We start from the raw sequence: 24,330 nt of genomic DNA, 5'->3' as shown, positions 1-24,330 counted from the left end.
GGCGGCGAATTTGCCTCCGGCACCGCTGTCAAAGATCAGGCGTTTGGGGCCATCGTCCTCGCTGAGGCCGCGCACCGCCTTGCGGAAAAGTACAACATCCTCGTCGGTCTGCACACCGACCACTGCCAGCCGAAGAAGGTGGACAGCTTCCTCAAGCCCCTCATCGCCGAAACTGCCAAGCGCCGCGCTGCGGGCCTGAACAACCTTTTCCAGAGCCACATGCTCGACGCCTCAGAGCTGCCGCTGGCCGAAAACATGCGCCTTTCCAAGGAACTCCTCGCTGAGTGCGTGAAGCACGAGATCATCCTCGAAGTCGAAGCCGGCGTTGTCGGTGGCGAAGAAGACGGCCACGACACCAGCGGTGTGGCTGCTGACAAGCTCTACACCACCCCCGAAGACATGGTGGAAGTGTATGAGACCCTCAGTGGCATCGGCCGCTTCATGTTCGCCGCCACCTTTGGCAACGTGCATGGTGCCTACAAGCCCGGTGCTGTGAAGCTCAAGCCCACCATTCTGCGCGACGGCCAGGCCGCAGTGACTGCCAAGCATGGCGCCAAGGCCGAGATGGACCTCGTCTTCCACGGCGGTTCCGGCTCCCTCCTTGAAGAAATTCGCGAGACCCTGGGCTACGGCGTGGTGAAGATGAACATCGACACCGACACCCAGTACGCCTTCACCCGCCCGATCGTGGATCACATGATGAAGAACTACGCCGGTGTCCTCAAGATCGACGGCGAAGTGGGCGACAAGAAGACCTACGACCCACGCAGCTACCTCAAGAAGGGCGAGCAGGGCCTCTGCGACCGCATGAAGGAAGCCTGCAACGATCTGCTGAGCACCGGCAAGACGATCTTCGGCACGGTGTAAGGCCGCTGGAATCATCAAACGCACATTCTGGAAGGCAGCGTTCAAACGCTGCCTTCCGTCTTTTCCCCTTCTATCGTTTTGTCATGAAATCCCATCTTCCGAATCATCCCATGCAGATCTATCTCATCCGCCACGGCGAGGTGGAGGAGAAGTATCACAAGGTGTTTGGCGGCTCGCGCATCGACATGGGGCTTTCACCTTTGGGCGTGAAACACGGGGAGGCCGTGGCGGCGTGGCTGAAGGACACGAAGCTGGATGCGCTTTATGCCAGCCCGATGCTGCGGGTGCAGCAGACGCTGGCACCACTGGCGGAGCAGCGGGGCATGCAGCCGACGCTGATGCCGGGGCTGCGGGAGATCGATTTTGGCGACTGGACCGGGCACCGCTGGGACGAGGTGCAGGCGAACTTTGGCATGAGCGCCTTTGACTGGCTGGAGATCATCGAGAGCAATGGCATCGCCAACGGCGAGAGCATCGACAGCCTGATGGATCGGGTGCGCGAGAGTTTGCTGCAGATCATTCAGGCGCACCCGCATCAGCAGGTGGCCATCTACTGCCACGGCGGCATCATTCGGGCGATCATCGCGCTGCTGATGGAGATGCCGCTGCGGCACATGGCGCATTTCAACATCGAGTACGGCAGCATCAGCCTGGTGGAGCTGCTGCCGGATCGGAAGCATGCGGTGGAGTTTGAGCTGCTGAATTTTCAGCCGCCGCTGGTGGTCGCGTGAGCATGCCGGTAAGTGATGTGGGCACTCCTGCCCGCAGCGAGTTTCCCGAGGCGTTCGAACTGCGGGCAGGAGTGCCCACATCACACTGATGGGGCGTTGGGTTTTCAACGCGAATGAAGAAGGAATGAGCGCGAATTATCGCGAATCAGAATCCAAGGCCAGGCAGGTGCACGTTTAGTAGTTCAGCGGCTTGAGCTCGGGCAGGAGGAACTTGCCGTCTTTGCGGATGAGCTTGCCATCGAAGTGGATTTCTCCGCCGCCGTATTCGGGGCGCTGGATGTTGACGAGGTCCCAGTGGACCTGGCTGCGGTTGCCGTTGTCGGCGACGCCTTCGTAGGCCTGGCCGGGGGTGAAGTGGAAGCTGCCGGCGATTTTTTCGTCGAACAGGATGTCGCGCATGGGCTCTTTGATTTCGCGGTTAAAGCCGATGGCGAACTCGCCGATGTAGCGGGCGCCGGGGTCGCTATCAAAGATCTTGTTGATGGCTTCGGTGTTGTTGGCGGTGGCGCTGACGATCTTGCCCTTGCTGAACTCGAGCTTCACGCTGTCGAAGGCGATGCCCTGATAGATGGTGGGGGCGTTGTAGCTGATGACGCCCTCAACGCTGTCTTTGACGGGGGCGCTGAAGACTTCGCCGTCGGGGATGTTGTGGTTGCCGCCGCAGGCGATGGCCTTGAGGCCTTTGAGGCTGAAGCTGAGATCGGTGCCGGGACCTGTGATGTGGACGTGCCTGGTCTTGTCCATGAGCTGCTTCAAGGCTTTCATGGCAGGGAGCAGGGCGGCGTAGTCGAGCAGGCAGACGCGGAAGAAGAAGTCTTCGAAGGCCTGGGTGCTCATGCCCGCCTGCTGGGCCATGGAGGCGGTGGGCCAGCGAAGGACGACCCAGCGGCTGTTGTTGACGCGCTCGTTCTGCACGGGGCGGAGCTTGGACATGACGAGCTTCATTTTTTCCGCCGGCACGTCTGCGGCCTCGGTGATGTTGTGGCTGCCGCGCACGGCGATGTAGCAGTCGGTCTGCTTCATGAGGGCGAGGTTGTTTTCGGCGATGATGTCGTACTGCTTCTCACTTGCATGGATCATCTGCTCGCGGGTGAGAACGGCGTCATTGATGCGCACCATGGGCAGGCCGCCGACGGCGACGACTTCACGGATGAGGCTCTGGCCGACGGTGTTCGGCACGTCGAAAAGGTCGATCCAGACGAGGTCGCCTTTTTTGACTTTGGTGGAGTAGCGGACAAGCTGGCGTGAGAGGGCGTCAATTCGGGGATCGTGCATGATGGGGGGATTGTGGCGGAAAAGACACGGACTGGCAAAAGGGAAAATCGAGGGAATACTGGGGGCATGCGCTTTCTGCTCCTTTTCCTCCTGGGTGTGCTGGGCCATTCTGTGACGTGTGCGCAGACGCCAGAGTGGGTCAAAGAGCTCACGCCAGGCACTGCTGGAACTCACCGGAAGGTGCCGCCGTGCAAGCTGACTTTTGACATCGGCTGGAGCCATGTGATGACGGCGGGGCAGGCCACGCTGACCGTGCGTGAGGCGGGTGAGTACTGGCGTGCCGATGCCTCCGCTGCGAGCACCGGGCTGGCGCGCTCTCTGTGGAAATACGACTGTGAGATGACCTCCATCATGCATCGCGGTGATCTGCGGGCGCACTTTCTGCAGCACCGTGAGACGGACAGTGAAGAGACCTGCCGCTACCGCGTGGCCTTTGAGCGGCATCGTGTGATCACGCAGACGCAGGTGCAGCCGGTGAAGGGCGCGCCTTCCTCCTCCACCGCCGTGTGCGCCTATGGCCCCATGGATGACATTCTTTCCGTGATCCTGTATGTGCGTAGCCTGGAGCTGAAAAACGGACAAAAGATCACGCGGGTGGTGCAGCCCTGGGATACGCCGTACCTGACCACCTTTGAGGTGCAGGGACGCGAGACCATAACGTATGGCGGGCAGAAGCGGCCCTGCATCAAGCTGGGGCTGAAGATTCGAAAGATCGACCGGTCCACGCTGGCGCTGAGCGCCTACAAGAAGATGAAGACGGCGACGATCTGGGTTTCAGATGACGAGCTACGCATTCCCATCGAGATGAATGCCAGCGTGTTTGTCGGGTTCATGTTTGCCCGGCTGACGAAATTCGAAACACTCAGCGGCAAAGAAGCAACGGCTTCATTGCCTCACCGAACCACGGTTAAACCACCGGCCAAGCCTTAAGGAGCGGCGGCTGCTGCTTCGACGCTGATTTTGATGTCGTCAAAGAACACGGGTTCGCCGGAGAAGGGCGTGGCCCAGATGGCGCATTTGCCCTGGCCTTTGAGCTTGGTTTCCTCGTGTTTGATGAGGGGCTCGGCTGGCTCTGCGGCATCGGCGGGCCAGGCTTTGCCGACGATGGTCCAGGCGTCTCCAGCGCCTTTTTTGGCTTCGAGTTTGACCTTCACCCAAGCTTCACTGGTCCAGGCAAAGGGAACGGTGACGAGAGTTTGATCGCCTTTGACGAGGTCGAGGGATTTTTTGGCGGGATTGAGGATGAGCCGGTGACCGCTCATGCCATGCACGCTGACGCCGAAGCGCGGTGTGCTGCGGCCGCGCTTGATAGCGAGGATTTTGGCTTCAATGCTGGCATTGCCGCTGGCGGAGACAGCGAGCTGGGCGCTGGCGTCGGTGACGGGATTGGGATCAATGACGATGGCCTTGCTGCCATCGCGTGCGGCGATTTTGATGGTGCCGTCCACGATGAAGACTTCCTTCGGCGGCTCACCTTCGGCCCAGTCGTCAGCCTTGATCTCGAAGGATTGCAGCTGCTGGGCGTGAAGAGAGCAGGTGGCGAACAGGCTGGCGGCAAGAAGCAGTCGTTTCATGGCGGGTAAAACGAAACTGACTCAGCGCACCGGTTCTTTCAGCAGTGCGAGGGCTTCAAGCGCGGAGGCGTCTTCATGTACGACGGCGGCGATGCTGCGGGCGATGGCGGCAGGGTTTTTGTGCTGCCAGACGTTACGGCCGATCGCCACGCCAGCGGCACCGGCGTCCATGGCGTCTTCCACCATCTTCAGGAGGCCTGCGTCGTCTCCCATGGCGGCACCGCCGAGGATGATGACAGGGACGAAGCTCTGGCCGATGATGCGACGGAAGTCGTCCACGCTGCCATTGGTCGGGTAGGGGCACTTCACGACATCCGAGCCAAGCTCGGCTGCGAGGCGGACGGCAAAGCTGACATTTTCCACGGTGTATTTTTCCGGTGCGCCCAGCGCGTAGGGCAGGGATTCCAGGATGACGGGAATGTCGGTATCGAGGCTGAGGCGGATAAGATCGGCGCACTCCTGAAAATTGGCCTTCTCATAGGCGGAGAAGGGGTAGAGCATGTTCATGACGGCATTGGCGCCGACCATTTCTGCTTCCTCGACGCCGAAGACGCCGATGCTGCCAGCGCCTTCACCTGTGGTGCGGGTGTTGTAGACGTCTGTGCGGAGGATGATGCCCTTGCCGGCGAGGCTGTCGGCCGCGCGCAGGGCGACGCCGAGGTTCATGACGTAGCCATCGACGAATTCATTGACCGAATCGATGAGCTGAAAGGGATTTTCCAAGCCAGGCACTGGAATGGCGCAACCGTGGTCAATGGGAAGGATGACGGTCTTGCCGTTGCGAAAGAGGGATTCGAGATTTTCCTGGCGATTCATGGGGTCGGGATTGGGAATGAGACGTTTCTTCGCAGCGATGCACGCCGCGTGCAAACCAAAATCCACCCCTTCAGGTCTGCCGCATCCTTAGCGGGCAATGCTCTGGGGCTGACTTTTGACCTTCTCGATTTCGCGGTTGGAGCTCATCTCTGCACGCTCAAAGCGTGTTTTGTCACGTTTGTGATCCCGCACCAGGTCAACTGTCCAGAAGGCTCCGCTGAGGCCGGTGGACAGGAGGAGCAGGAACAGCGTGAAGCAGATGAAGGACATCTGGCGCTCCTGGCTGCGCCTCTGATCCCGATTGGAATCCACATCGAGCACTCCGAGCAGATCCATCCACCAGAGCCGCCACACACTCGGATCACGTGCGATGTTCAATGCCCAGAAACTGACGAACAGCGCAAGAATGGAGGCGATGGCGAGACCGATGGGCATACTTGATCAAACTTTGCCCGGAAACACGCGATGGATGTCGATTTCAGATGCAGCAGCACCGCAATTCACCAGTTTTTGATCCATTTGACGGACACGGTTGGGTCCGCCAAAGAGCTGATGCTTTGCTTGGTGGTGTTCAACTCATCTTCTGAGTATGACCAGAGATCATACGTGGAGTTGATGGTGGTGGGAATGGGTGTGCTGCCCCCGCTTCCAGCGCCGGTCGTCGGGGTGGTGGGGATCGCGGCTTTGATGTACTGAAAGGGATGACCAAAGCCGTCGATGAGCATGAAATTGGCGCCTCTGCGGGTGTAGATGGTCTGGGGGATTTCGACGAACATCTTGTTTTTGAGTTCGGCGGCGCCTTCCACTTTGCCATCTGAGGTGCCACCAGATGCGCCTCCTGCAGTACCTGTGACGCCCTTGATCTGATCGTAACCGTCACCTGTCAGAGCCTGATAAAGGCATGAAGCGCCAGAGGTGTCATAGGTGGCCAAGCCGGGCGGGAACTGCATCATTTGATTGCTGCCTGTAGGCTGCGGGTATTCACCGAATTCCGTGTTGTAGCGTTCAAGGGCGAGCTTGATCGCCTCAAATGTTCCTGTGGTCAGGCGCCGTTTTGAGGAGCGCATGGCATAGGTGTACCCCCCCATGGTCAGGGCGGCAAGCAACGAGATGATGGTGACCACGATGAGCATCTCCACCAGGGTGAAGGCGCGTGCACGTGAGCGGAATGGCAAGCGGGTTGATTTCATGACTCCGAGGTTGGTTGGGGGTGGTGTCCGGTCCTAGCCGCCGGCGCCGCTGAGGTTTTTGATCACGTCGATGAGCGGGAGGAAGAGGGCCATGACGATCACACCCACGACGAGGGCGAGAACGACGATCATGAGCGGCTCCAGCATGGAGGTGAGGGCGGAGACGGAATTGTCCACTTCGTCTTCGTAGACGTCAGCGATTTTCAGCAGCATTTCAGGAAGCTGGCCGGTTTCTTCGCCCACGTCGACCATGGAGATCACCATCGGGGGGAACACGTTGCTGGACTCCAGGGGCGCGACCATGGACTCACCTTCTTTCACGGCGTCATGCACCTTGGTGATGGCGTCTGAGATGATGGTGTTGCCAGCGGTGTCGCGGGTGATGTTGAGGGCCTGCAGGATCGGCACGCCGGAGGTCACGAGCGTACCCAAGGTGCGGGTGAAGCGTGAGATGGCGGTCTTGCTCTGCACATCGCCGAAGAGCGGAAGTTTGAGCTTGGTGCGGTCGATCCAGCGGCGTCCGCCTTTGGTGGCGGCCATCATGCGCCAGCCGGCGATGATCGCAGCGAGGGCGGCCACCTGATACCAGATGTAATCGTACATGGTGCGGCTGAAGCCGATGACGAATTTCGTCAGGGCCGGCAGCTTTTCTTTGCCGCCCGGGATCATGTCATCAAAGATGGACTCAAAGCGTGGAACGATGACCAGCATGAGGAAGACCATGATGGCCGCGGCGATGAACATGACGATGATCGGGTAAACCATCGCCGCGACAATCTTGTTCTTGAGCTTCTGGGCCTTTTCCTGATACTCGGCAAGACGGTTGAGCACGAGCTCAAGCACACCGCCAAGCTCACCGGCTTTCACCATGTTGATGTAGAGCTTGTTGAAGATGCGCGGGTACTGCTGGAGGCTTTCGGAGAAGGTGCTGCCGGTCTGAACATTGTCTGCCAGCGTGGTGATCGTTGCTTTCATCACCGGATTGGGTTCCTGACGGCCCAGCACGGTGAGACCGCGCAGCAGGGGCAGGCCAGAATCGATGAGGGTCGCGAGCTGACGCGTGAAAATCATCAGGCTCTTGCTCTTCACCTTGGCGTTTGCACCGATTTTGACGGTCTTCGTTTTGCCCTTGGAGGTGGATTTGACCCGCTTCTTGATGGCAGCCGCCTGACCCTGGCCTTCGGCGGCGACGCTGGTCGGATAGAGGCCGGTCTGGCGCAGTTGATTGATGGCATCTGCCTCGGAGGCGGCTTCTAGATCTCCGGCGGTTTCCTGTCCGTTCTGATCCAGGGCGATGTAGTGAAACGTGGGCATAGGGGCGTATCGTGGCGGCGTTTGTTCAGGGTAATTTTAGAATACCGGGACGGCGGGTGTTCTGTCCATCAAATAATGTACAGGGTTGCACTCGGCAGGGGCGCCGTCTGGCGTTGCGGAGATCAGGTGTATTTCAGGACTTCCTCGATGGTTGTTGATCCATCGTAAATGCCGCGCAGACCGTCTTCACGCAGGGTGACCATGCCGAGCTCGATGGCTTTCTGCTTCAAGACGATGGAGGGAGCGCGTCCGGTGATGAGCTCGCGGATGGGGTCGGTGACGTCCAGCAGCTCGTAGAGGCCCTTTCGGCCTTTGTAGCCGCTGTTGCCGCAGACAGAGCAGCCCGAACCGGTGTAGAAGTGCTTCCCACCGAGGTCTTCCGGCGTGAGGCCAAGCTGATTGAGAATGCTCAGGCTCGGTTCATACGGAGAACGGCAGCTCTTGCAGATCGTACGCAGAAGGCGCTGGGCGAGCACTCCTTCCAGCGTGGCAGAGACGAGGAAGGGCTCCACGCCCATGTCCACCAGACGGGTGACTGCGCCGGCGGAGTCGTTGGTGTGCAGGGTGCTGAGCACCAAGTGGCCGGTGAGGGAGGCCTGGATCGCGATCTGGGCGGTCTCAAGGTCACGCATTTCTCCCACCATGATGCGGTCGGGGTCCTGACGCAGGAAGGAGCGCAGGGCCTTGGCAAAGGTCAGACCCACCGCGTCATTGATCGGCACCTGCATGACGCCGTCGAGCTCATATTCCACCGGGTCTTCGGCGGTGATCAGCTTGCAGTCGATGGTGTTGATCTTCCGCAGGCAGGCGTAGAGGGTGGTGGTCTTGCCGGCTCCGGTCGGACCGGTGACGATGAAGATGCCGTTGGGCTTGTGAATGGTCTCGACGATGTAGTCTTGAAGGAAGGGCTGCATGCCCAGCGCATCGAGTTCGATGTTGATGGAGGAGCGGTCAAGAACACGAAGCACCACGGACTCACCGTGCTGTGTGGGCAGGGAATTCACGCGCATGTCCACCGGCTTGCCACCGACGTTGGTCATGATGCGTCCGTCCTGCGGGATGCGGCGCTCGGCGATGTTCATGTTCGACATCACCTTGATACGGGAAATGATCGAGGTGGCCAGGTGAATGGGGGGAGGGGCCATTTCATACAGCGCGCCATCCACGCGGTAGCGGATTTTGAACTCACGCTCAAAGGGCTCGAAGTGAATGTCGCTCGCGCGCTCCTTGATGGCCTGCTGCATGACCAGATCGACGAACTTGACGATGGGGGCGGAATTTGCTTCAGCTTCGGCGGTGATCCCGTCTTTGGCGCTCTTGCCGAGCTGGCCGAAGATTTCCTCGATGCTGGGGGCGCCAGCGCCATAAAACTTTTCGATCAAGGTCAGCACCTGGCTGCGGCGGGCGACGACGGGTACAATCGTTTTTTCGAGCCCGAAGCGCAGGTCTTCCACCAGCTGGGGATTGAGGGGATCAGTGAAGGCGACGTGCAGGCCCTGGGCATCCAGAGTGATGGGGAAGGCGCCGTAGAGGCGTGCCATGCCAGCCGGAATCAAGGCGATGACGGAGGGCGGTGGCTCGAAATTGTCGAGATCGAAGTGGTCGGCGCCGAGTTCATCGGCCACCTGCGCCCAGAATTCATCCTCATTGGTGTAGATGCCGTAGGACAGCAGCACCTGGACAATGTCTTTGCCGTTTTGAACGGAATCCTGCTCGATGTCATAGGCGAGACCTTTGTCGATCACGCCCCGGCTTTTGAGCATCTCTACCACATTATGGGGAGTCATAGTCGTCTGTAAGAAATGAAGTTCGTTGGGAAAGTCTGGGGGTGGGGATCAATCGGCGTCAGACATGGTCGCTTCGATCACTTCATCGGCGGTGGTGAGGCCGGAGAGCACCTTGCGGATGCCGTCCTCGCGCAGGGTGCGCATGCCCAGTTCGCGTGCTCGTTTGCGCAGCTGGGGAGTGGTGAGCTGCTGGTTGATCATGCCGCGCACTTCGTCGTTGATTTTGAAAATCTCCACGAGGGACATACGGCCGCGGAAACCACGCTGGCGGCATTTGGAGCAGCCTACTGCGTTGTTGATGGTGGCCTCCGCCATTTGGGCGGCTTCGAGGCCGAGGGAGCGCAGTTCATGATTGGAGAGGCTGCCGGGCTGCTTGCAGTCGGGGCAGAGTTTGCGGACGAGTCGCTGCGCTTCGATCGCGCGAACGGCGGAGGCGGTGAGGAAGGGCTTGACCCCGATGTCCGTGAGACGTGCCACCGCGCTCGGTGCATCGTTGGTGTGCAGCGTACTGAAGACCAAGTGACCTGTGAGTGATGCCTGGATGGCGATGGAGGCCGTCTCCAAGTCGCGAATTTCCCCCAGCATGATGATGTTGGGCGCCTGACGCAGCATGGCGCGCAGTGCTGCGGCGAAGGTCATGCCGACGTCTTCCTTCACCATGACCTGGTTGATCCCTGCGAGTTCGTATTCGACCGGATCTTCCACCGTGATGATCTTGCGGTCGGGACGGTTGATGAAATTGAGGCAGGCGTAGAGCGTGGTAGTTTTGCCGGAACCCGTAGGGCCGGTCACCAGAATGATGCCGTCAGGCAGAGTGATGAGCTGCTCAAAGGAGGCCTGGTCATCACTGAGGAATCCCAGGTCCACCAGGCCGAGCTTCAGGCTGCTCTTGTCGAGCACACGCATGACGACGCTCTCGCCGTTGTTGGTGGGGATGATCGACACACGCATGTCGATCTCCTTGTCATTGAAGTTCATCTGAATGCGTCCGTCCTGCGGGATGCGCTTTTCATCCAGCTGCATGGAGCCGGTCATGATTTTGAGACGCCCGATGATCGCAGAATGGAGGCGCTTGGGGTGATGCTCCACGTCCACAAGGACGCCGTCCATGCGGTAGCGGATGCGGATGTCCTTCTCCAGCGGCTCCACATGAATATCAGAAGCCTTTTGTTTGAAGGCCTCCATCAGCAGGTTCTGCACCAGCCTGATGACCGGGGCGTCAGCGTCTGAGGAAGTGCCGGCGTCTGCGCCCTTCGTTTCAATGCCAAGAATGGCTTCATTGCCATAGATATTGGACTGCACTGTCTTGATCAGCCCCGGGGTGGAGCAGTAGTACTCAATGTCCGGCTGCAGCACATGCGGCAGTGCATCCAGCGTTTCAAAGTCAAACGGATCAGCCACGGCCACCTGCAGGGTGCTTCCGTTCATCCCCAGCGGCGCGATTTTATATTTCTTGGCCACATCCACAGGAACGAGTCCCTTGAGGCCTGGATGTGCTTCGAAGCCATTCAGATCGACGTATTCCATGCCGGAGCTGACAGCCACCGTGCGTGCGATCTGCTCGTCGGTGATCGTGCCCGTTTTAACCAGAATGGCAACGGCGCTCTCTCCAGGCTTCAGACCTGTTTTTGCATGCTGGATGTCGCGCTCGGACAGCTGGCCGGTTTCCAGGAGCTGTTCAAGGAGGTATGCTTCATTGGAGTACATGAATTCGGATCTGCTTGGCGGGTGGTGCGTTAAATCGGTAATTTACGATAATCATCAGACTACAACCTCACGCAGGAAAGTGTCAACGACTCGGCGCTCGCAAGATGAAAATTGATGACAATGAATGACAAACCACCCTAGGAATGAGCGTTCGACTTGCCCTGCCTGCCAATCACGACGACTCACTACAACCATCATGCACCTCGCTCAGCGTCTTTCCCTGCCGTTTCTCGGCATCTGCCTTGCCTTTTCAAGTTTCACTTCGAGCAAAGTTGGGGCGCACGATGCGGGCACGCAGATGTCCGCCATTGCCAAGGTCTTCCTGGCTGCGCTGACTCCGGAACAAAAAGCGAAGGCTTGTTTCGAGTTTGCCGCCGAGGAGCGCGAAAACTGGCACTTCATCCCGCGTGAGCGCAAGGGGCTGCCCCTCAAGGAAATGACGCCGCAGCAGCGCCTGCTCGCTCATGCTCTCTTGAATACCGGCCTCAGCTTCCGTGGCTCTGCCAAGGCGGTGACGATCATGAGTCTCGAAGAGGTGCTTTACCAAATGGAGGGCGCAGATGAGTCCAAGCGCGCCGCCGCCCGTGAAAAGCGCGATCCTGAAAAATACTTTGTCTCGATTTTCGGCGAACCTGCTGACAAGGGAGCCTGGGGCTGGCGTGTCGAAGGGCATCACCTGTCGTTGAATTTCACCCTCAAGGACGGCCAGATGCTCCGTGCCACTCCAGCTTTCATGGGCACCAACCCAGGTGAGATCCGCCAAGGGCCGCTTACCGGACTGCGGGTGCTTGGGGTTGAGGAGGAGCTGGGCCGTGAACTGGTCAAGTCGCTCACACCCGAGCAGTTCAAGACGGCGTTTGTCGCCACAGAAGCCCCCAAGGAAATGATCACTGCCGCCGAGCACAAAGTGAGCCCGCTGGCACCTGCGGGTCTTGCTGATTCCGAACTCAATGAGAATCAGAAGGGCATGCTCACGCGCATCATCGCCGAGTACATTGACCGGATGCGTCCTGAAATCGCTGAAGCCGCCCGTGCTGAGTTTAAAGCGAGCGGTCCGATTTATTTTGCCTGGGCGGGTGGCAAGGAGCGCGGCGAACCGCACTACTACCGTGTGCAGGGCAAGACCTTTCTGCTTGAGTATGACAACACCCAGAATGATGCCAACCATGTGCACAGTGTCTGGCGCAGCTTTGACGGCGACTTTGGCCGTGATCTGCTGGGCGAGCATGTGAAGCAGGCTCATTGATGCCGGCGGCTGCATGCGGGAATGATTTTTTCCCGCATGAAATCATGCACGCATTTTGCGAGCCTGTTCTGGTTGCTCACATCTATTCGCATGCTGTTCACAGCTTGTTCGCTGCTGTTTGAATGGATCTTCACAATTCAATGCAATTAATTTTGAATGTTTTGTTCGTTTGGATGGAAACTTCAAAAAATATATCGAAGAAGAGCTTGTTTCATGTGTCGGTTTCGACATACAAAGAAGAGTCGTTTAAAAAGATATTCGATGGCCTCCTGATTACTCCCATTTGAATCCTGTCGACGCTCTTACCAACCCAATCCCGACCTCATTCTCCCAGAAACACTCATCATGGCGCGCAACGATGAAAACTCGAATCACACTTCCCTCAATGGCTCGGCTCACCATGCACACACTGAATTGTTCACGCCAGTTCCCACGGTTTGGGACCAGGTCTGCGAAGTTTTGGTAAAGCGCCTCGGTGGCGACAATTTCCAGCGCTGCTTCAGCGGTACCTCGGGTCGTCTGGCAGATGATGGCAGGTTCATCATCACCGTGCCGAATCCGATCCATCAGCTGTGGATCGAGAGCAATCACACGGTGGCTGTTGCTGATGCCGTGGCTGAAGTCACTGGAGTGCCTGCAGTGATTGAATTTCATGTGGCGACGGAACCGACCCCCGTGTCCTACGCGCCCATGCCCGAACTCAAGGCGGCGCGTGTCAACGCTGCTGACCAGGCTCCGATCCGTTTCTTCAGCGAGGCCGGACTGAACGCCAAGTTCAACTTCGACAGCTATGTCATCGGCCCCAACAGCAGCTATTCTGTGGCCGTGGCCAAGGCGGTGGCTGAAAAGCCGGGCCGCATCTACAATCCGCTGTTCTTCTACGGTGCCACCGGACTGGGCAAGACGCATCTCCTGCAGGCCATCGGCCAGGAAGTGCTGGCGCGCAAGCCGCGTGCCAATGTGCGCTACGTCACCTCCGAACAGTTCACCAACGAATTTGTCGACGCCATCAAGCGCCAGACCTTCAGCCAGTTCCGCCAGAAATACCGCAAGGTGGATGTGCTGCTCATCGACGATGTGCAATTCTTCGAAGGCAAGGACAGCACGCAGGAGGAGTTCTTCCACACCTTCAACGAGCTCTTCAACAACGCGAAGCAGATCGTTCTGGCCAGCGACCGCCCGCCGAGTGAGATCAAAAACCTCGAAAGCCGTCTGGTCTCACGTTTTGAATGGGGTCTTGCCACGCAGATTCAGGTGCCGGATTTTGAAACCCGCATCGCCATCCTGCGCCGCAAGCAGAGCGACTTCAATGTCTCCCTCGACCCATGGATCCTCGACTTTATGGCGCAGCGCATCCGTGTGAACGTGCGCAAGCTGGAAGGTGCTCTGATGCGCGTGGCCGCCCATGTCTCGCTTGAAGGCTCCGTGCCCACGGAGTCCGCGCTCGCGACGATGCTGCATGATGTGATCGATGAAGATCCATCAAAGACCGTCACGGTGGACCGCATCCAGCGCATCATCGCCACGCATTATGATCTGCGCGTGAGCGACCTCACCGGCCCGCGTCGTCCGAAAAACATCGCCGAAGCCCGTCAGGTGGCCATGTATCTCACGCGCACGCTCACCAAGCTGCCGCTGGTGCAGATTGGCGATGAATTTGGGGGTCGCGACCACGGCACTGTCATTCACGCCTGCAAAGTTGTCACGAATCTCGTCAACGGCTCCAACGACTTCAAGCGCACGCTGGACGCGCTGGCTGGAAAGATCCGCGAGAACTGAGCCACGCTTTCATGTGCGGTCTGGGGTATCGAGAACGCGCCAGCGTTTTGGAGTGCTCCAAACCTCTGGAGCTTTACGTGGGCCGGTGGACGTTCGAAAGCGCCGGAAGACCGGCGCACGCCAAGACGCTGGCGCGCACGCGGTGATTTCGCTGGACTGTCCGCCTCACTTCGTCACGCTCAGCGTCCCCCACATGAGCACGGCATGGCCGGGGAAGGTGCAGACGAATTCGTAGTCGCCGGGTTGTGAGGGGGCTTTGAGTTTGATGGTTTCCTTCTGGCCGGGTTCCAGGAGCTTGGTGGCGGCGAGGATTTCTTTTTCGAAGGCGGCGGGCATGAAGGCGCGGCCTTGTTTATCGAGCTTGTCGGGTGTCATGGTCATGGCGGCGGTGCCGATTTCCATGTGCTTGCCGGGCGGGACGATGGCGAAGTTGTGCGGCATGACGTCGTCGTTTTCAAAGATGACTTCAAACTGCTTGCCGGCGGTGACTTCGATCCGGGTGGTGTCGAAGCGGAGCTGCTCATGCACGGTGTGGACGACGAAGACATCGACGCTGATGGTTTTCAGCTCGGCGAGGATGCCTTTGCCTGCGTCTCCCTGCAGCGCGGCCATTTCTTTGGCGGCGGAAATGATTTCCACATACTCGGACTTGCTGCGGTCGGCGGGTTTGACGGTCCTGCCATAGGCCAGCACGGCATCGGTGATGGCCTTCGCTTTGGCGGCATCCCAGCTGGCTTTCGGAAACTTGATGAGGGCCTTGGCGGCGGCATTGCGCTCTTGGCCGTCGATGAGGTGCCGGGCCACGATCTGGAAGTTTGCGGCAGCATTGTCAGCGCCCATCAGGGGCAGGGCGGTGAGCACGGCGCGCAGGCGGCCGCCGTCGAGTTTGGCATCTCCCAGCAGGGCGGTGAGGTGCGGCTGGAACTTGGCGCGCAGCGCGGCTTCATTGGCGGGGATGAGGGCGATGGCTTCGATGAGGTAGTTGCGCTCGCCACCGTCGGTGACGGCCTTCCAGAGATTGTCAGGTGTTTTGTCGCCGACGATGTAGGCGGCGTAGCAGGCGCGTTTTACGGGAGCCTGTTTCGCATCTCTGGCCAGGGTCTTGAGGAGCGTGCCATGGCGGGCCAGCATGCCGGAGGATTGCGCGAGCAGGAGTTTGCCGAGGTCGTCGGCAGTCGAGTTGAGCTTGCCATCCGCGGCTTCGACACGCCTGAGCATGTTCACAAGCACGACGGGGGTGTCGTCACCGCTGGTCTTGGCGAGTTCTTCGAGGGCTTTGGCACGAACATCCGCGGTGAGTTTCGGGCGCGTGAGTTTTTCAACGAGCACGGGCTGCAGGTCTGGCAGGCCCTTCAAGTCGGCGTCGGTGGTTTTGGCGATGAACTCGGCGAGCGCGCCGGGATCTTTTGGCAGGATCTTGGTCTTGAGCACGGACTGCAGGCCTTTGCGGCATTCGCTGAAGACGTGGTCGATGTAGGAATCCGTTGGCTGCTTGAGCACGTCGTAGGCGATCTCGAGGGCCTTCTCAGCATCGGGTGTGGGCTGGTAGAAGCTGAGGGCGCGTACGGCGTGCATGCGTACAGGCATGGCGGAGTCGTTGACGGCAACCTTGAGCAGATCGAGCGCGCCGGGCACGCGGTCCTTCCAGTAGCAGAGCACGCGGGTGGCGGCGGCGCGGGCGCGGGGCTCGGGGGATTTCAAAACGGCTTTGAGCAGATCCACATCTACCACATCGACCCACTGGTGAACCCACAGGGCTTCGAGGCGGTGGTGCTCGTATTCTTTGTCGGTCGGATCGAGCTTTGTGGCCCAGGCTTTCGCGGCAGCAGCGACTTTGGCGGGCTCATGCTTGGCGAGTTCGATCTTGCTGCGCATGCGCACGTTGTCCTCCCACGCCTTGAGGTTTTCGAGCAGGTGCTCGATGCTCTCGCCGTGGATTTTGGCGGGCTTGAGCAGCGCGCGGCCTTCATAGGTCAGCTTATAAATGCGGCCGTGCAGGTGGTCGCGGTTCGGATCACGCAGGTGGTGCTGCATGTGGCCGATGATGGCATTGGACCAGTCGCAAAAATACAGCGCGCCATCCGGGCCGACGCTGACAGCGCTGGGGCGGAAGGTGGGGTAAACAGCAGGATCGACCTTGACGAGTTCGTTGCTGACTTCGCCTTTCAGAGCGGAGCCGTCTGGCATGAGCGGCACGCGCCAGATGCCCTGGAAGCTGATGACGTTGCAGTTGAGGAAGTTATTTTGCCAGTCGTCCGGAAAGTGGCGGCTGGAGATGAGGTTGTTGCCGGCGGCGGGGCGTGCGGGGCGTTTCCAGAATTCCTGCAGCTTGGCACTGCCGCCGCCTTCGCGTGGCAGGTAGCAGGAGGAGGCTTCGGCAAAGGTGTTCACGTTGCCGGTGGCGTCGGTGAAGAAGGCATTGCCCCAGCGGTCCCAGACTTTGCCGTGCGGGTTCACCGTGGCGTCCGTGGTGAAGCGCTCCAGTGTGCGGCGGTTGAGGTCAAAACGGTAGATGCAGCCGTTCGTGTTGCGCACTGGGCCGTAGAGTGTTTCCACCTGCGTGCGATGGAAGACGCCGTCACTTGGATAGAGAGCGCCACCGCAGTCGTAGCTCAACGCATTCGTTTCATGGTGGGAGTCGGCGGCACAGAGGCCCATCAGCAGGATGGTGCGTTTGTCGCTTTTGCCATCGCCATCGGTATCTTCGAGATACACGAGATTCGGCGACTGCATGACGATGACGCCATCCCTGTAGAAATTGAATCCGGTGGGGCAGTTCAGATTGTCGGCAAACTCGGTCATCTTGTCCGCCGTGCCGTCACCGTTGGTGTCTTCAAAGACCAGCAGGCTGTCGCCTTTAGTGCTGGTGGGGGTGCGCTCAGGGTAGTTCCGCCAGGCGCTGATCCACAGGCGGCCGCGGGTGTCCCATGCCATCTGGACGGGCTTGGCGAGCTCGGGGAACCGCTTTTCATCGGCAAACAGTGTGATCTTCAGGCCAGGTTCCACCTGGATGTTTTTCATCGCCTCCTTGGCGTCCGGGAAGGCCACGAGGCCTTCAGGCGTGAAGGTCATGCCGGTCATCGGCACCTTGTTGAACTCCTTGCCCTCCTTCGGGTCGGGCATGTTGGTCGGTACTTTTTCGACGGGCGGCAGGTTGTCGTCTTTGACTTCGAGATCGCCGCCCTTGGCGATGGCGTGCACGCGCAGATCGCGGTTGGCGGTCTTCACATCGCGCTGGGCCATTTCCTCCATCATCACCTGATAGTTGGAGATGTAGGGCTTGTCGGGATTGCGCTCGTTCTGTTTGAAGCCGCCCACGCCGGCGGCGTAGGCGAGGCCGGAGCGGCCGCCATAGACATTGTAGCCGTCCACGGTGCGGTAGCGCTGGTGCCACTCCCAGTTTTTGTCGTTGATGGCCTTGCGCAGTTTTTCATTCACCTGTGGTGCATCTTTGCCGGTGAGGGATTTGAAGGCGGCCTCTGCGATGGCCTTTTCGCCGCTGTCGGTGATGTAGAGGCCGTCGAGCGTTGAGCCTTCCGGCAGGCCCTTGGCGCTGGGCTGGAAGAGATCGACAAACGTCACGCCTTTGGCGGCGGCGACTTCATTCATCGCGGCGGCGTAGTTTTGGATGTTGGTGTTCTTTTCCTCCACCGGCGGGAGGCTGGGGTTCGCCAGTTTTTGCAGGGCGATGGGCGAGAACAGCACGATGCGCGGCGCGCCTTTGCCGCTGTAGTTTTGCGCCTTGGTGTCGTCGATGAACTTGGCGAGGTTCTTTTTAAACTCCTCGATGCCTTCGTAGCCTTTGAAGGATTCGTTGTAGCCGTAGAAGGCGAAGATGACGTCCGCCTTCACCTTGGTGAGCCATTCGTCGCGCGTGCCAAAGTTGTCGATGCGGTGCCAGGTCTGCACCTCATCGCCCGAAAAGGCCAGGTTGCGGAAGGTGAGGTCTTTGCCTGCGTTGGCCTGGGTCAGCATCGACTCCAGCCAGCCTGAATATTGCGAGCGGTCAGGCAGCGCATTGCCGAGGATGGCGATGCTGTCGCCCTGCTTGAGTTCGATCTCGGCCTGGAGCGAGACGGTGAGGACGAGGAGGAGGGAGAGCAGTTTCTTCATGTGGGTTGGAAACGGAAGGGCAGTGCAATACGGAGCGGCAGGGGCAATGTTTGCCGCATAAAGAGCAAGTTTCGCCTTCGCCCAAGGGGGCATCATATATGTTTACTCACTGGGGCGGTTGTGATAATAACAACAAATGCCCGTGAAATCCCGTCTGATCTTTGCCTGTGCCGCCGCCCTTTTGCTGAGCAATTGTGGTTTGATAGGCACGGCGTTGAGGCTGGCTCCTTATGCCATGTTTTTTGCTGACGAAAATGGAACGACGGCAACTGCGGGCAAGAGTTTGGAAATGCGCGCACGCGAAGTGCAGGAAAAAAGGGTGCATGACCTTCAGCCCCTGGATGGCAAGACCGGCTCTCAGGTGGCTTTCAAGCGCTGAACATCTTGTTGTTTACAGAAAAGCAAGATCATGATAAACACGATTCCATAATATGAAATTGCGCCACCTAAGTTTTCTTGTTTTGCTCTCTGTCTGCTCCACCAGCTGCAGCCAGACTTGGAGTGCTTTAAAGAACACCTATCCGGTGAGAATGATGGATGAGACCGGTTCAGCCTTGCTGGGTTACATTTCTGAAAACAACCTTCCTACCGACGGCAAGCCTGCCTCCATGCAGGAGCGCGCCCGCGAGATCGAAAGCCGTGGCCACTACGCCGGCAAGGTGCCCGCTGCATCCGTTTCGTCTCATCAGCGCACGGCTTCACGCTAGTGCCTGAGTCCAAGATCATGGACTGGCACCGCATACGCTCGGATTTCCCCATCCTCGATCAGCAGGTGAATGGGCACCCGCTCGTTTATCTGGACAGTGCGGCCAGCAGCCAGAAGCCGCGTACGGTCATCCAGACGCTTTCGCGCTATTACGAGCGTGACAACGCGAACGTCCACCGCGCCCTGCACGAACTGAGCAACCGTGCGACGGAGGCCTTTGAGGCGGTGCGTGGCAAGGCGGCCCGATTCATTGGCGCGGCGTCGGAGGATGAGATTATTTTCACCCGTGGCACCACCGAGGGCATCAACCTCGTCGCGAACACTTGGGGCACGGCGAATCTTCGTCCGGGGGATGTCATCCTGATCACCGGCATGGAGCATCACAGCAACATCGTCCCGTGGCAGCTGCTCGCCCAGCGCACTGGCGCGACGCTCAAGTACATCCCCGTGCTGGATGATGGCACGCTCGATGCCGAGGCCATCGAAACTTTGCTGAATGAGCAGGTCAAGCTGTTTGCCTTCGTCCATATTTCCAATTCCCTGGGCACCATCAATCCGGCGAAGGAACTCATTGCCAAGGCAAAGGCTCTTGGGGCTGTGACGCTGCTGGATGGCGCGCAAAGCGCGGGGCACATGCCGATCCAAGTGCAGGATCTGGGCTGCGACTTCTTCGTTTTCTCCGGCCACAAGATGTGCGGCCCCACGGGCATCGGCGTGCTGTATGGCCGCATGGCCCTGCTGGAAACCATGCCGCCGTGGCATGGTGGGGGCGAGATGATTCTGACGGTCACCATGGAGACCAGCAGCTACAAGGCGCCGCCGCATCGTTTCGAGGCGGGCACGCCAGACATCTCCGGCGTCATCGGTCTCGGTGCTGCCATTGACTATCTGGAGGCCATCGGCCTGGAAAACATCCAGCGGCATGACCACAATCTGGCCAACTACGCGGTGCAGCGTATGAGCGAGGTTCCCGGCATTCGCATCCTCGGCCCGCAGAGCGGCCACCGGGGCGCGCTGGCGGCCTTCCATCTCGACTTTGCGCATCCGCACGATCTCGTGGAATTTGCCAACAGCCATGGCGTGGCCATGCGCGGCGGGCACCACTGCACGCAGCCGCTGATGAAGCGCTTCAAGGTGCCCGGCACCACCCGCGCCAGCTTTTATTTCTACAACACGCTCGAAGAGATCAATCGCCTCGTCGAAGTACTGCTCCTCGCGCGTAAGTTCTTTACGTGACACAGGCCTCCAGCCTGTTAAGTCTCTTTGATCATGCTCTCTGACGACCTCCGCGACCTCTATCAGCAGGTGATCCTGGATCACTCCCGGAACCCTCGCAACAACGGCGAACTCCCGCCGCCCTGCCTCCATGCCCACGGCGACAACCCCTCCTGCGGCGACGAGATCGACGTGTGGGTGCGTGTCTCCGACAAGGGAGACATCGAAGACCTCAAGTTCACCGGCCAGGGTTGTGCCATCAGCCAGGCCAGCGCCTCGATGATGACGCAGAAGATCAAGGGCAAGTCCAAGGACGAAGCCGCCGCCGTGCGCGAAGACTTCCGCCGTGTGGTCATGGGAGACGGCGCTCCGGCGAATGAAGATGCGCTGGGCGAGCTCATCCTGCTGGAAGGAGTGCAGAAATTTCCGCAGCGTGTGAAGTGCGCGATGCTGGCGTGGAGAGCGCTGGAGCAGGCTTTGGAGGGGAAGTAGGCATGCCTGAACTCCCGGAAGTCGAAACCGCCCTGCGTGGTGTCTCGCCGCATGTGGTCGGCAAGCGGGTGCGGGAGGTGATCGTGCGGGACAAGCGGCTGCGCTGGCCGGTGCCGGACACGATTCATGAACTCGAGGGCTGCCGGATTGAAACCGGCACGCGCCGGGCGAAGTACCTGCTGTTTGGCACCGCCAAAGGCACCCTGCTGCTGCATTTGGGCATGTCGGGAAATCTACGGGTGCTGTCGGCGGACACGCCGTTTAAAAAGCATGACCATCTGGCCATCACGCTGGAGGGCGGCAAGCAACTGCGCCTGCATGATCCGCGTCGTTTTGGCGCGGCGCTGTGGATTGAGGGAGATCCCATGGAGCATCCGCTGCTCAAAGACCTGGGCCCGGAGCCGCTGGGGGATGACTTCACGGCTGATCATCTGCAGGCGGCCTGCAAGGGCAAGACGGCGGCGATCAAGCAGGTGATCATGGACGCGCATGTTGTGGTTGGCGTTGGCAACATCTACGCCAGCGAGGCCTTGTTCATGGCGGGAATCAACCCTCGTCAGGCTGCGGGTAAGGTGACGAAGCCGAAGCTTGGGAAACTCGTGAAGGCCATCCGCGAGGTGCTGGCGGCTTCCATCGAAATGGGCGGCACCACGCTGCGGGACTTTTTGAATGAGAGCGGGGAGCCAGGCTACTTCAAGCTGACGCTGCGCGTGTATGACCGCGAGGGCGAGCCCTGCCGCGTTTGCAAAACGGCGATCAAGCGCATCGTCCAAGGGCAGCGTTCGACATTCTTTTGTCCGACGTGCCAGAAGCAGGGGTAATGCGAATGAGGCAATACTTTCATTCGTCATTTCAATATTCGTCATTCAACGTTGCGGGCCATGTCCACCTCTCTTCCACCGCTGCGCAGCACTCACGATCTGGAACGCATTCTCGAGTTCGAATTCATTCGAGCCACGGAAAATGCGGCACTGCAGGCGATTCACTGGCTGGGTCGCGGTGAAAAGGAGCTTGCGGACGGAGCAGCCTGCAGCGCGATTTACGGCGTCTTCGACATCCTCGACATTCGTGGCGAGGTCGTGATCGGAGAGGGGATCAAGGACAACGCGCCCGGCATTTTCGTCGGCGAGCACCTGGGCACCTGGCGCGATGGCTCACCGCGCTTCAACATCGCGCTCGATCCCATCGACGGCACCAGCAACATTGCCAAAGGCCTGCCCAACAGCATCTCCGTCATCGCAGCGGCCCAGATTCCAGATGGGGCGCCGTGTGCCATGAAAAGCATTCCGAGTTTCTACAGCCACAAGATCGCCTACGGTCCGGCGGTGAAGAAAGCGCTGGAGGGCAGCGGAGACCGCTGCTTCCTCGACATGCCGCTGCAGGAGGTCATCACCTTTGTGGCGAAAGCCTTGGGCAAGCGTGAACGCGACCTCGTGGTTTCCACCATGGATCGTCCGCGGCATCATGAGATTGTCGAACAGATCCGCCGCTCAGGGGCTGCGCTGCGCATGGTGACGGATGGCGACATCGCTGCTGCGGTGGCTCCTTCGATGCCGGAGTCCAACTGCGATCTCTATGTGGGCATGGGCGGCTCTCCCGAAGGCATTCTGGCGGCTGCCGCGCTGAAATGTCTCGGTGGCGACATGCAGCTGCGCATGTGGTTTCATGATGAAGCCCACCGCGCCGAAGTCGCGGCGTACACGCCTGCCGCTGAGATGGAGCAAGTTTTTCGGGTGCATGAACTCATCGTGGGAGAGAGCGCCTTGTTCTGCGCCACGGGAATCAGCGACAGCCCCTTGCTGCCTGGATGCCGGCTCGTCGGGCACCGCGTGGAAACGCACTCCATTTTGATGCGTTCACGCAGCGGTACGGTCCGCCGCATTCATGCCACCCATGATCTGGACCGCAAGGTGGTGCCGCTGAGGGCTTAGTCGGCGCAAATGCAGATCTCCCGGCGATTGCCTGCAAGCTGCGTGGCAAAAACGGGGGCGGGGGCGAAGTCGCGGATGGTGTCGATGAACTCGTGGGCGCGGTCTTCGAGGGCCGGGGTGTTGAGCTTGATGGTGAGGATGAGGCGGCGGGCCTGCACGGCATCCTGAATGCGCTGGAGAGTGGGGATGATCTCGGGCGGGGCGAGATTGATGTCGCAGAGGAGCAGGGCGGGTTCGCGGGGCAGGGCGGTGAGGTTGAGACGGCCGGCGGCGGTGCGCCAGTGCTCAAACCGGACGCCTTTGGCCTTGGCCAGATCAAGCACGCGCGGGTCCATTTCCCCCGTATCAATGCCGAGGACGTTCATGCCGCGCTGGATCAGCGCGTAGGTGGCACCGCCGGGAGCGCAGCCGAGGTCGAGGGCGGTCTGCCCGCGCAGATCAAGCTGATCCCAGCCACGCCAGGCGAGGGCTTGTTCAAGTTTGAGCCAGGCACGTGAGGGCACTTCTTCTGGCAGCGCGATGCGTGGCAGGCCGCCGGGATGCGTGTGCATGCCGGGCTGGTGCTCGTGGCAGCCGAGGAAGATGGGCTCCTCAGGAGTCTCGCCGACGATGACATCGAGAATGAGATCGCCTTGGGCGAGGGGCTGCTGAGTTTCGAGGGCGATGCCGGCCTCGGTGAGCGCGGTGGTGATCTCGGCGGCGAGGGTGTCGATGCGCTGCCAGGTGGCGGCTTCCACGCCGTCCTCTGCCGTGATGCGCGGGAAGACGTGCAGGCGCAGGGGCTTGCTGCCGAGATTCCGGGCGTGCTCGACGAGTTCGGCCAGCGTTTTGCACAGGCCGAGGGAGATGCCGCTGACGCGGGCAAAGTGGCTGAGGTTTTTCGGCGGGCTGAAGCCTGGATGCTTCACCTTCCAGGTGATGAACTGCGGCTTCATGAAGGCCGGGGTGAGCTCTCCGGCGAAGTGGCTGGCGATGTCACGCTTGAGCGTGGCTTCAGATCCGGCGCGGCAGGTGGTGAAACGGAAAGGTGTGTTCATGAAGGGGAAAAAGAAAGGCGGAGCCGAGGCTCCGCCCTTCGTGGTGAGATGTGGTGACTAAAATTTACTCAACGCCCTTCCAGGCTCCGAAGCTGGCACCTTCGGTGATCCACTTCTTGATGAGGTCGATGTTGGCAGGGGTGACGCGGTCACCCTTGCCTTCCGGAGGCATGGCCAGGTCATCCGTGTCAGGCAGAGCCATGGTCTTCACCAGCCAGCTGGCGTCAGGCTTGCCGGCCACGACGTTTTCATTCGGATATTCTTTGCCGCCTTTGGTGATGGCTGCAGCGCTGTCGAGGCGAAGGCCGCCTTTGGGCTTCTTGATCTTGCCATTTTCTTCGTGCTCCTTCTCGTGGCACTTGAAGCAGCTCTCCTTCAGGACGGGGAGGATCTGCTTTTCAAAGTCCACTTTGCCGGCGTCCTGAGCACTGGTGGTGGAGGTGACGGAGACGCCGAGGGCAAGCACGGCGGCAAGGGTGAGGGCGAGGGTGTTTTTCATGATTGTGGTGTGACGTAGCAAGGAATAAAGATGTTCGCGGGATTTTTTGCG

General features: G+C 59.8%; 22 protein-coding genes. 11 read left to right on the top strand and 11 right to left on the bottom strand.

Annotated elements, in window-relative coordinates; translation table 11 throughout:
• Together fbaA and ACILSL_RS20765 are read left to right on the top strand one after the other, a co-directional pair.
• Positions 1–867: class II fructose-bisphosphate aldolase (gene fbaA, locus ACILSL_RS20770; RefSeq protein ID WP_395733981.1), on the top strand; the 867-nt coding region annotated here is incomplete at its 5' end.
• Between the two features lie 83 nt (positions 868–950).
• Entirely contained in the window at positions 951–1,598 is a 648-nt protein-coding gene (locus tag ACILSL_RS20765; RefSeq protein ID WP_395733980.1) for a histidine phosphatase family protein, read from the top strand.
• Positions 1,599–1,772: 174 nt separating this feature from the next.
• Here the strand turns inward: ACILSL_RS20765 and ACILSL_RS20760 are convergent, their stop codons facing one another.
• The gene (locus ACILSL_RS20760; protein ID WP_395733979.1) at positions 1,773–2,873 is read right to left on the bottom strand and encodes an aminopeptidase; all 1,101 of its coding nucleotides are present in this window, start codon (positions 2,871–2,873) and stop codon (positions 1,773–1,775) included.
• Between the two features lie 66 nt (positions 2,874–2,939).
• On the opposite strand from ACILSL_RS20760, the gene ACILSL_RS20755 reads away from it, so the two are divergent.
• Positions 2,940–3,803, top strand: coding sequence for a DUF3108 domain-containing protein (locus tag ACILSL_RS20755; protein ID WP_395733978.1), 864 nt, complete (start codon positions 2,940–2,942; stop codon positions 3,801–3,803).
• Here ACILSL_RS20755 and ACILSL_RS20750 read toward each other — a convergent pair.
• The 7 genes from ACILSL_RS20750 to ACILSL_RS20720 form a co-directional block, all read right to left on the bottom strand.
• The gene (locus ACILSL_RS20750) at positions 3,800–4,447 is read right to left on the bottom strand and encodes a hypothetical protein (protein ID WP_395733977.1); all 648 of its coding nucleotides are present in this window, start codon (positions 4,445–4,447) and stop codon (positions 3,800–3,802) included. The genes ACILSL_RS20755 and ACILSL_RS20750 overlap by 4 nt on opposite strands.
• A gap of 21 nt (positions 4,448–4,468) precedes the next feature.
• Positions 4,469–5,263: a class I fructose-bisphosphate aldolase gene (locus ACILSL_RS20745; protein ID WP_395733976.1), complete on the bottom strand. Its 795-nt coding sequence runs from the start codon at positions 5,261–5,263 to the stop codon at positions 4,469–4,471.
• A gap of 87 nt (positions 5,264–5,350) precedes the next feature.
• Positions 5,351–5,698 (bottom strand): hypothetical protein, encoded by a 348-nt coding sequence (locus tag ACILSL_RS20740; RefSeq protein WP_395733975.1) that lies wholly within the window; start codon positions 5,696–5,698, stop codon positions 5,351–5,353.
• A 65-nt stretch (positions 5,699–5,763) separates the two neighbouring features.
• Entirely contained in the window at positions 5,764–6,453 is a 690-nt protein-coding gene (locus ACILSL_RS20735; RefSeq protein WP_395733974.1) for a type II secretion system protein, read from the bottom strand.
• A 33-nt stretch (positions 6,454–6,486) separates the two neighbouring features.
• Positions 6,487–7,767 carry a type II secretion system F family protein gene (locus ACILSL_RS20730; RefSeq protein ID WP_395733973.1) on the bottom strand — a complete coding sequence of 427 codons (1,281 nt, stop codon included), beginning with the start codon at positions 7,765–7,767 and terminating at the stop codon, positions 6,487–6,489.
• 122 nt (positions 7,768–7,889) lie between these two features.
• Positions 7,890–9,554 carry a GspE/PulE family protein gene (locus tag ACILSL_RS20725; protein WP_395733972.1) on the bottom strand — a complete coding sequence of 555 codons (1,665 nt, stop codon included), beginning with the start codon at positions 9,552–9,554 and terminating at the stop codon, positions 7,890–7,892.
• Between the two features lie 48 nt (positions 9,555–9,602).
• Positions 9,603–11,261: a GspE/PulE family protein gene (locus ACILSL_RS20720; RefSeq protein ID WP_395733971.1), complete on the bottom strand. Its 1,659-nt coding sequence runs from the start codon at positions 11,259–11,261 to the stop codon at positions 9,603–9,605.
• A gap of 196 nt (positions 11,262–11,457) precedes the next feature.
• On the opposite strand from ACILSL_RS20720, the gene ACILSL_RS20715 reads away from it, so the two are divergent.
• Both ACILSL_RS20715 and dnaA read left to right on the top strand, forming a co-directional pair.
• Positions 11,458–12,507 carry a DUF3500 domain-containing protein gene (locus ACILSL_RS20715; RefSeq protein ID WP_395733970.1) on the top strand — a complete coding sequence of 350 codons (1,050 nt, stop codon included), beginning with the start codon at positions 11,458–11,460 and terminating at the stop codon, positions 12,505–12,507.
• Between the two features lie 345 nt (positions 12,508–12,852).
• Positions 12,853–14,286 carry a chromosomal replication initiator protein DnaA gene (dnaA, locus tag ACILSL_RS20710; RefSeq protein ID WP_395733969.1) on the top strand — a complete coding sequence of 478 codons (1,434 nt, stop codon included), beginning with the start codon at positions 12,853–12,855 and terminating at the stop codon, positions 14,284–14,286.
• 165 nt (positions 14,287–14,451) lie between these two features.
• Here the strand turns inward: dnaA and ACILSL_RS20705 are convergent, their stop codons facing one another.
• Complete coding sequence (locus tag ACILSL_RS20705; RefSeq protein ID WP_395733968.1) at positions 14,452–18,399, bottom strand: PVC-type heme-binding CxxCH protein; 3,948 nt, start codon at positions 18,397–18,399, stop codon at positions 14,452–14,454.
• Between the two features lie 136 nt (positions 18,400–18,535).
• Between ACILSL_RS20705 and ACILSL_RS20700 the strand changes: the two genes are divergently transcribed.
• The 6 genes from ACILSL_RS20700 to ACILSL_RS20675 are packed head-to-tail and all read left to right on the top strand — an operon-like array spanning position 18,536 to position 22,743.
• Positions 18,536–18,778 (top strand): hypothetical protein, encoded by a 243-nt coding sequence (locus ACILSL_RS20700; protein WP_395733967.1) that lies wholly within the window; start codon positions 18,536–18,538, stop codon positions 18,776–18,778.
• Positions 18,779–18,830: 52 nt separating this feature from the next.
• Positions 18,831–19,106, top strand: a complete 276-nt coding sequence (locus tag ACILSL_RS20695) for a hypothetical protein (protein ID WP_395733966.1) — start codon at positions 18,831–18,833, stop codon at positions 19,104–19,106.
• Between the two features lie 17 nt (positions 19,107–19,123).
• Positions 19,124–20,341: a cysteine desulfurase gene (locus ACILSL_RS20690; protein ID WP_395733965.1), complete on the top strand. Its 1,218-nt coding sequence runs from the start codon at positions 19,124–19,126 to the stop codon at positions 20,339–20,341.
• A gap of 33 nt (positions 20,342–20,374) precedes the next feature.
• Complete coding sequence (sufU, locus tag ACILSL_RS20685) at positions 20,375–20,812, top strand: Fe-S cluster assembly sulfur transfer protein SufU (RefSeq protein ID WP_395733964.1); 438 nt, start codon at positions 20,375–20,377, stop codon at positions 20,810–20,812.
• A gap of 2 nt (positions 20,813–20,814) precedes the next feature.
• Positions 20,815–21,633 (top strand): bifunctional DNA-formamidopyrimidine glycosylase/DNA-(apurinic or apyrimidinic site) lyase, encoded by an 819-nt coding sequence (gene mutM / locus ACILSL_RS20680; protein WP_395733963.1) that lies wholly within the window; start codon positions 20,815–20,817, stop codon positions 21,631–21,633.
• A gap of 60 nt (positions 21,634–21,693) precedes the next feature.
• Positions 21,694–22,743 (top strand): fructose-bisphosphatase class II family protein, encoded by a 1,050-nt coding sequence (locus tag ACILSL_RS20675; RefSeq protein ID WP_395733962.1) that lies wholly within the window; start codon positions 21,694–21,696, stop codon positions 22,741–22,743.
• Here ACILSL_RS20675 and ACILSL_RS20670 read toward each other — a convergent pair.
• Positions 22,740–23,780 carry an SAM-dependent methyltransferase gene (locus ACILSL_RS20670; protein WP_395733961.1) on the bottom strand — a complete coding sequence of 347 codons (1,041 nt, stop codon included), beginning with the start codon at positions 23,778–23,780 and terminating at the stop codon, positions 22,740–22,742. The two genes, ACILSL_RS20675 and ACILSL_RS20670, sit on opposite strands and share 4 nt — an antisense overlap.
• Before the next feature lie 64 nt (positions 23,781–23,844).
• Positions 23,845–24,279, bottom strand: a complete 435-nt coding sequence (locus ACILSL_RS20665; protein WP_395733960.1) for a c-type cytochrome domain-containing protein — start codon at positions 24,277–24,279, stop codon at positions 23,845–23,847.
• Positions 24,280–24,330: the final 51 nt, after the last annotated feature.

Origin of the sequence: Prosthecobacter sp. (assembly GCF_044222345.1) — a bacterium.
Lineage (GTDB): Bacteria > Verrucomicrobiota > Verrucomicrobiia > Verrucomicrobiales > Verrucomicrobiaceae > Prosthecobacter.
The sequence above is the reverse complement of the archived record's forward strand: the minus strand, read 5'-3'. Positions and strand labels throughout refer to the sequence as shown.

Coding starts and splice junctions, on each gene's coding strand:
- ACILSL_RS20765 (WP_395733980.1), top strand. CDS start 951: ATGAAATCCCATCTTCCGAATCATCCCATGCAGATCTATCTCATCCGC.
- ACILSL_RS20760 (WP_395733979.1), bottom strand. CDS start 2,873: ATGCACGATCCCCGAATTGACGCCCTCTCACGCCAGCTTGTCCGCTAC.
- ACILSL_RS20755 (WP_395733978.1), top strand. CDS start 2,940: ATGCGCTTTCTGCTCCTTTTCCTCCTGGGTGTGCTGGGCCATTCTGTG.
- ACILSL_RS20750 (WP_395733977.1), bottom strand. CDS start 4,447: ATGAAACGACTGCTTCTTGCCGCCAGCCTGTTCGCCACCTGCTCTCTT.
- ACILSL_RS20745 (WP_395733976.1), bottom strand. CDS start 5,263: ATGAATCGCCAGGAAAATCTCGAATCCCTCTTTCGCAACGGCAAGACC.
- ACILSL_RS20740 (WP_395733975.1), bottom strand. CDS start 5,698: ATGCCCATCGGTCTCGCCATCGCCTCCATTCTTGCGCTGTTCGTCAGT.
- ACILSL_RS20735 (WP_395733974.1), bottom strand. CDS start 6,453: ATGAAATCAACCCGCTTGCCATTCCGCTCACGTGCACGCGCCTTCACC.
- ACILSL_RS20730 (WP_395733973.1), bottom strand. CDS start 7,767: ATGCCCACGTTTCACTACATCGCCCTGGATCAGAACGGACAGGAAACC.
- ACILSL_RS20725 (WP_395733972.1), bottom strand. CDS start 9,554: ATGACTCCCCATAATGTGGTAGAGATGCTCAAAAGCCGGGGCGTGATC.
- ACILSL_RS20720 (WP_395733971.1), bottom strand. CDS start 11,261: ATGTACTCCAATGAAGCATACCTCCTTGAACAGCTCCTGGAAACCGGC.
- ACILSL_RS20715 (WP_395733970.1), top strand. CDS start 11,458: ATGCACCTCGCTCAGCGTCTTTCCCTGCCGTTTCTCGGCATCTGCCTT.
- dnaA (WP_395733969.1), top strand. CDS start 12,853: ATGGCGCGCAACGATGAAAACTCGAATCACACTTCCCTCAATGGCTCG.
- ACILSL_RS20705 (WP_395733968.1), bottom strand. CDS start 18,399: ATGAAGAAACTGCTCTCCCTCCTCCTCGTCCTCACCGTCTCGCTCCAG.
- ACILSL_RS20700 (WP_395733967.1), top strand. CDS start 18,536: ATGCCCGTGAAATCCCGTCTGATCTTTGCCTGTGCCGCCGCCCTTTTG.
- ACILSL_RS20695 (WP_395733966.1), top strand. CDS start 18,831: ATGAAATTGCGCCACCTAAGTTTTCTTGTTTTGCTCTCTGTCTGCTCC.
- ACILSL_RS20690 (WP_395733965.1), top strand. CDS start 19,124: ATGGACTGGCACCGCATACGCTCGGATTTCCCCATCCTCGATCAGCAG.
- sufU (WP_395733964.1), top strand. CDS start 20,375: ATGCTCTCTGACGACCTCCGCGACCTCTATCAGCAGGTGATCCTGGAT.
- mutM (WP_395733963.1), top strand. CDS start 20,815: ATGCCTGAACTCCCGGAAGTCGAAACCGCCCTGCGTGGTGTCTCGCCG.
- ACILSL_RS20675 (WP_395733962.1), top strand. CDS start 21,694: ATGTCCACCTCTCTTCCACCGCTGCGCAGCACTCACGATCTGGAACGC.
- ACILSL_RS20670 (WP_395733961.1), bottom strand. CDS start 23,780: ATGAACACACCTTTCCGTTTCACCACCTGCCGCGCCGGATCTGAAGCC.
- ACILSL_RS20665 (WP_395733960.1), bottom strand. CDS start 24,279: ATGAAAAACACCCTCGCCCTCACCCTTGCCGCCGTGCTTGCCCTCGGC.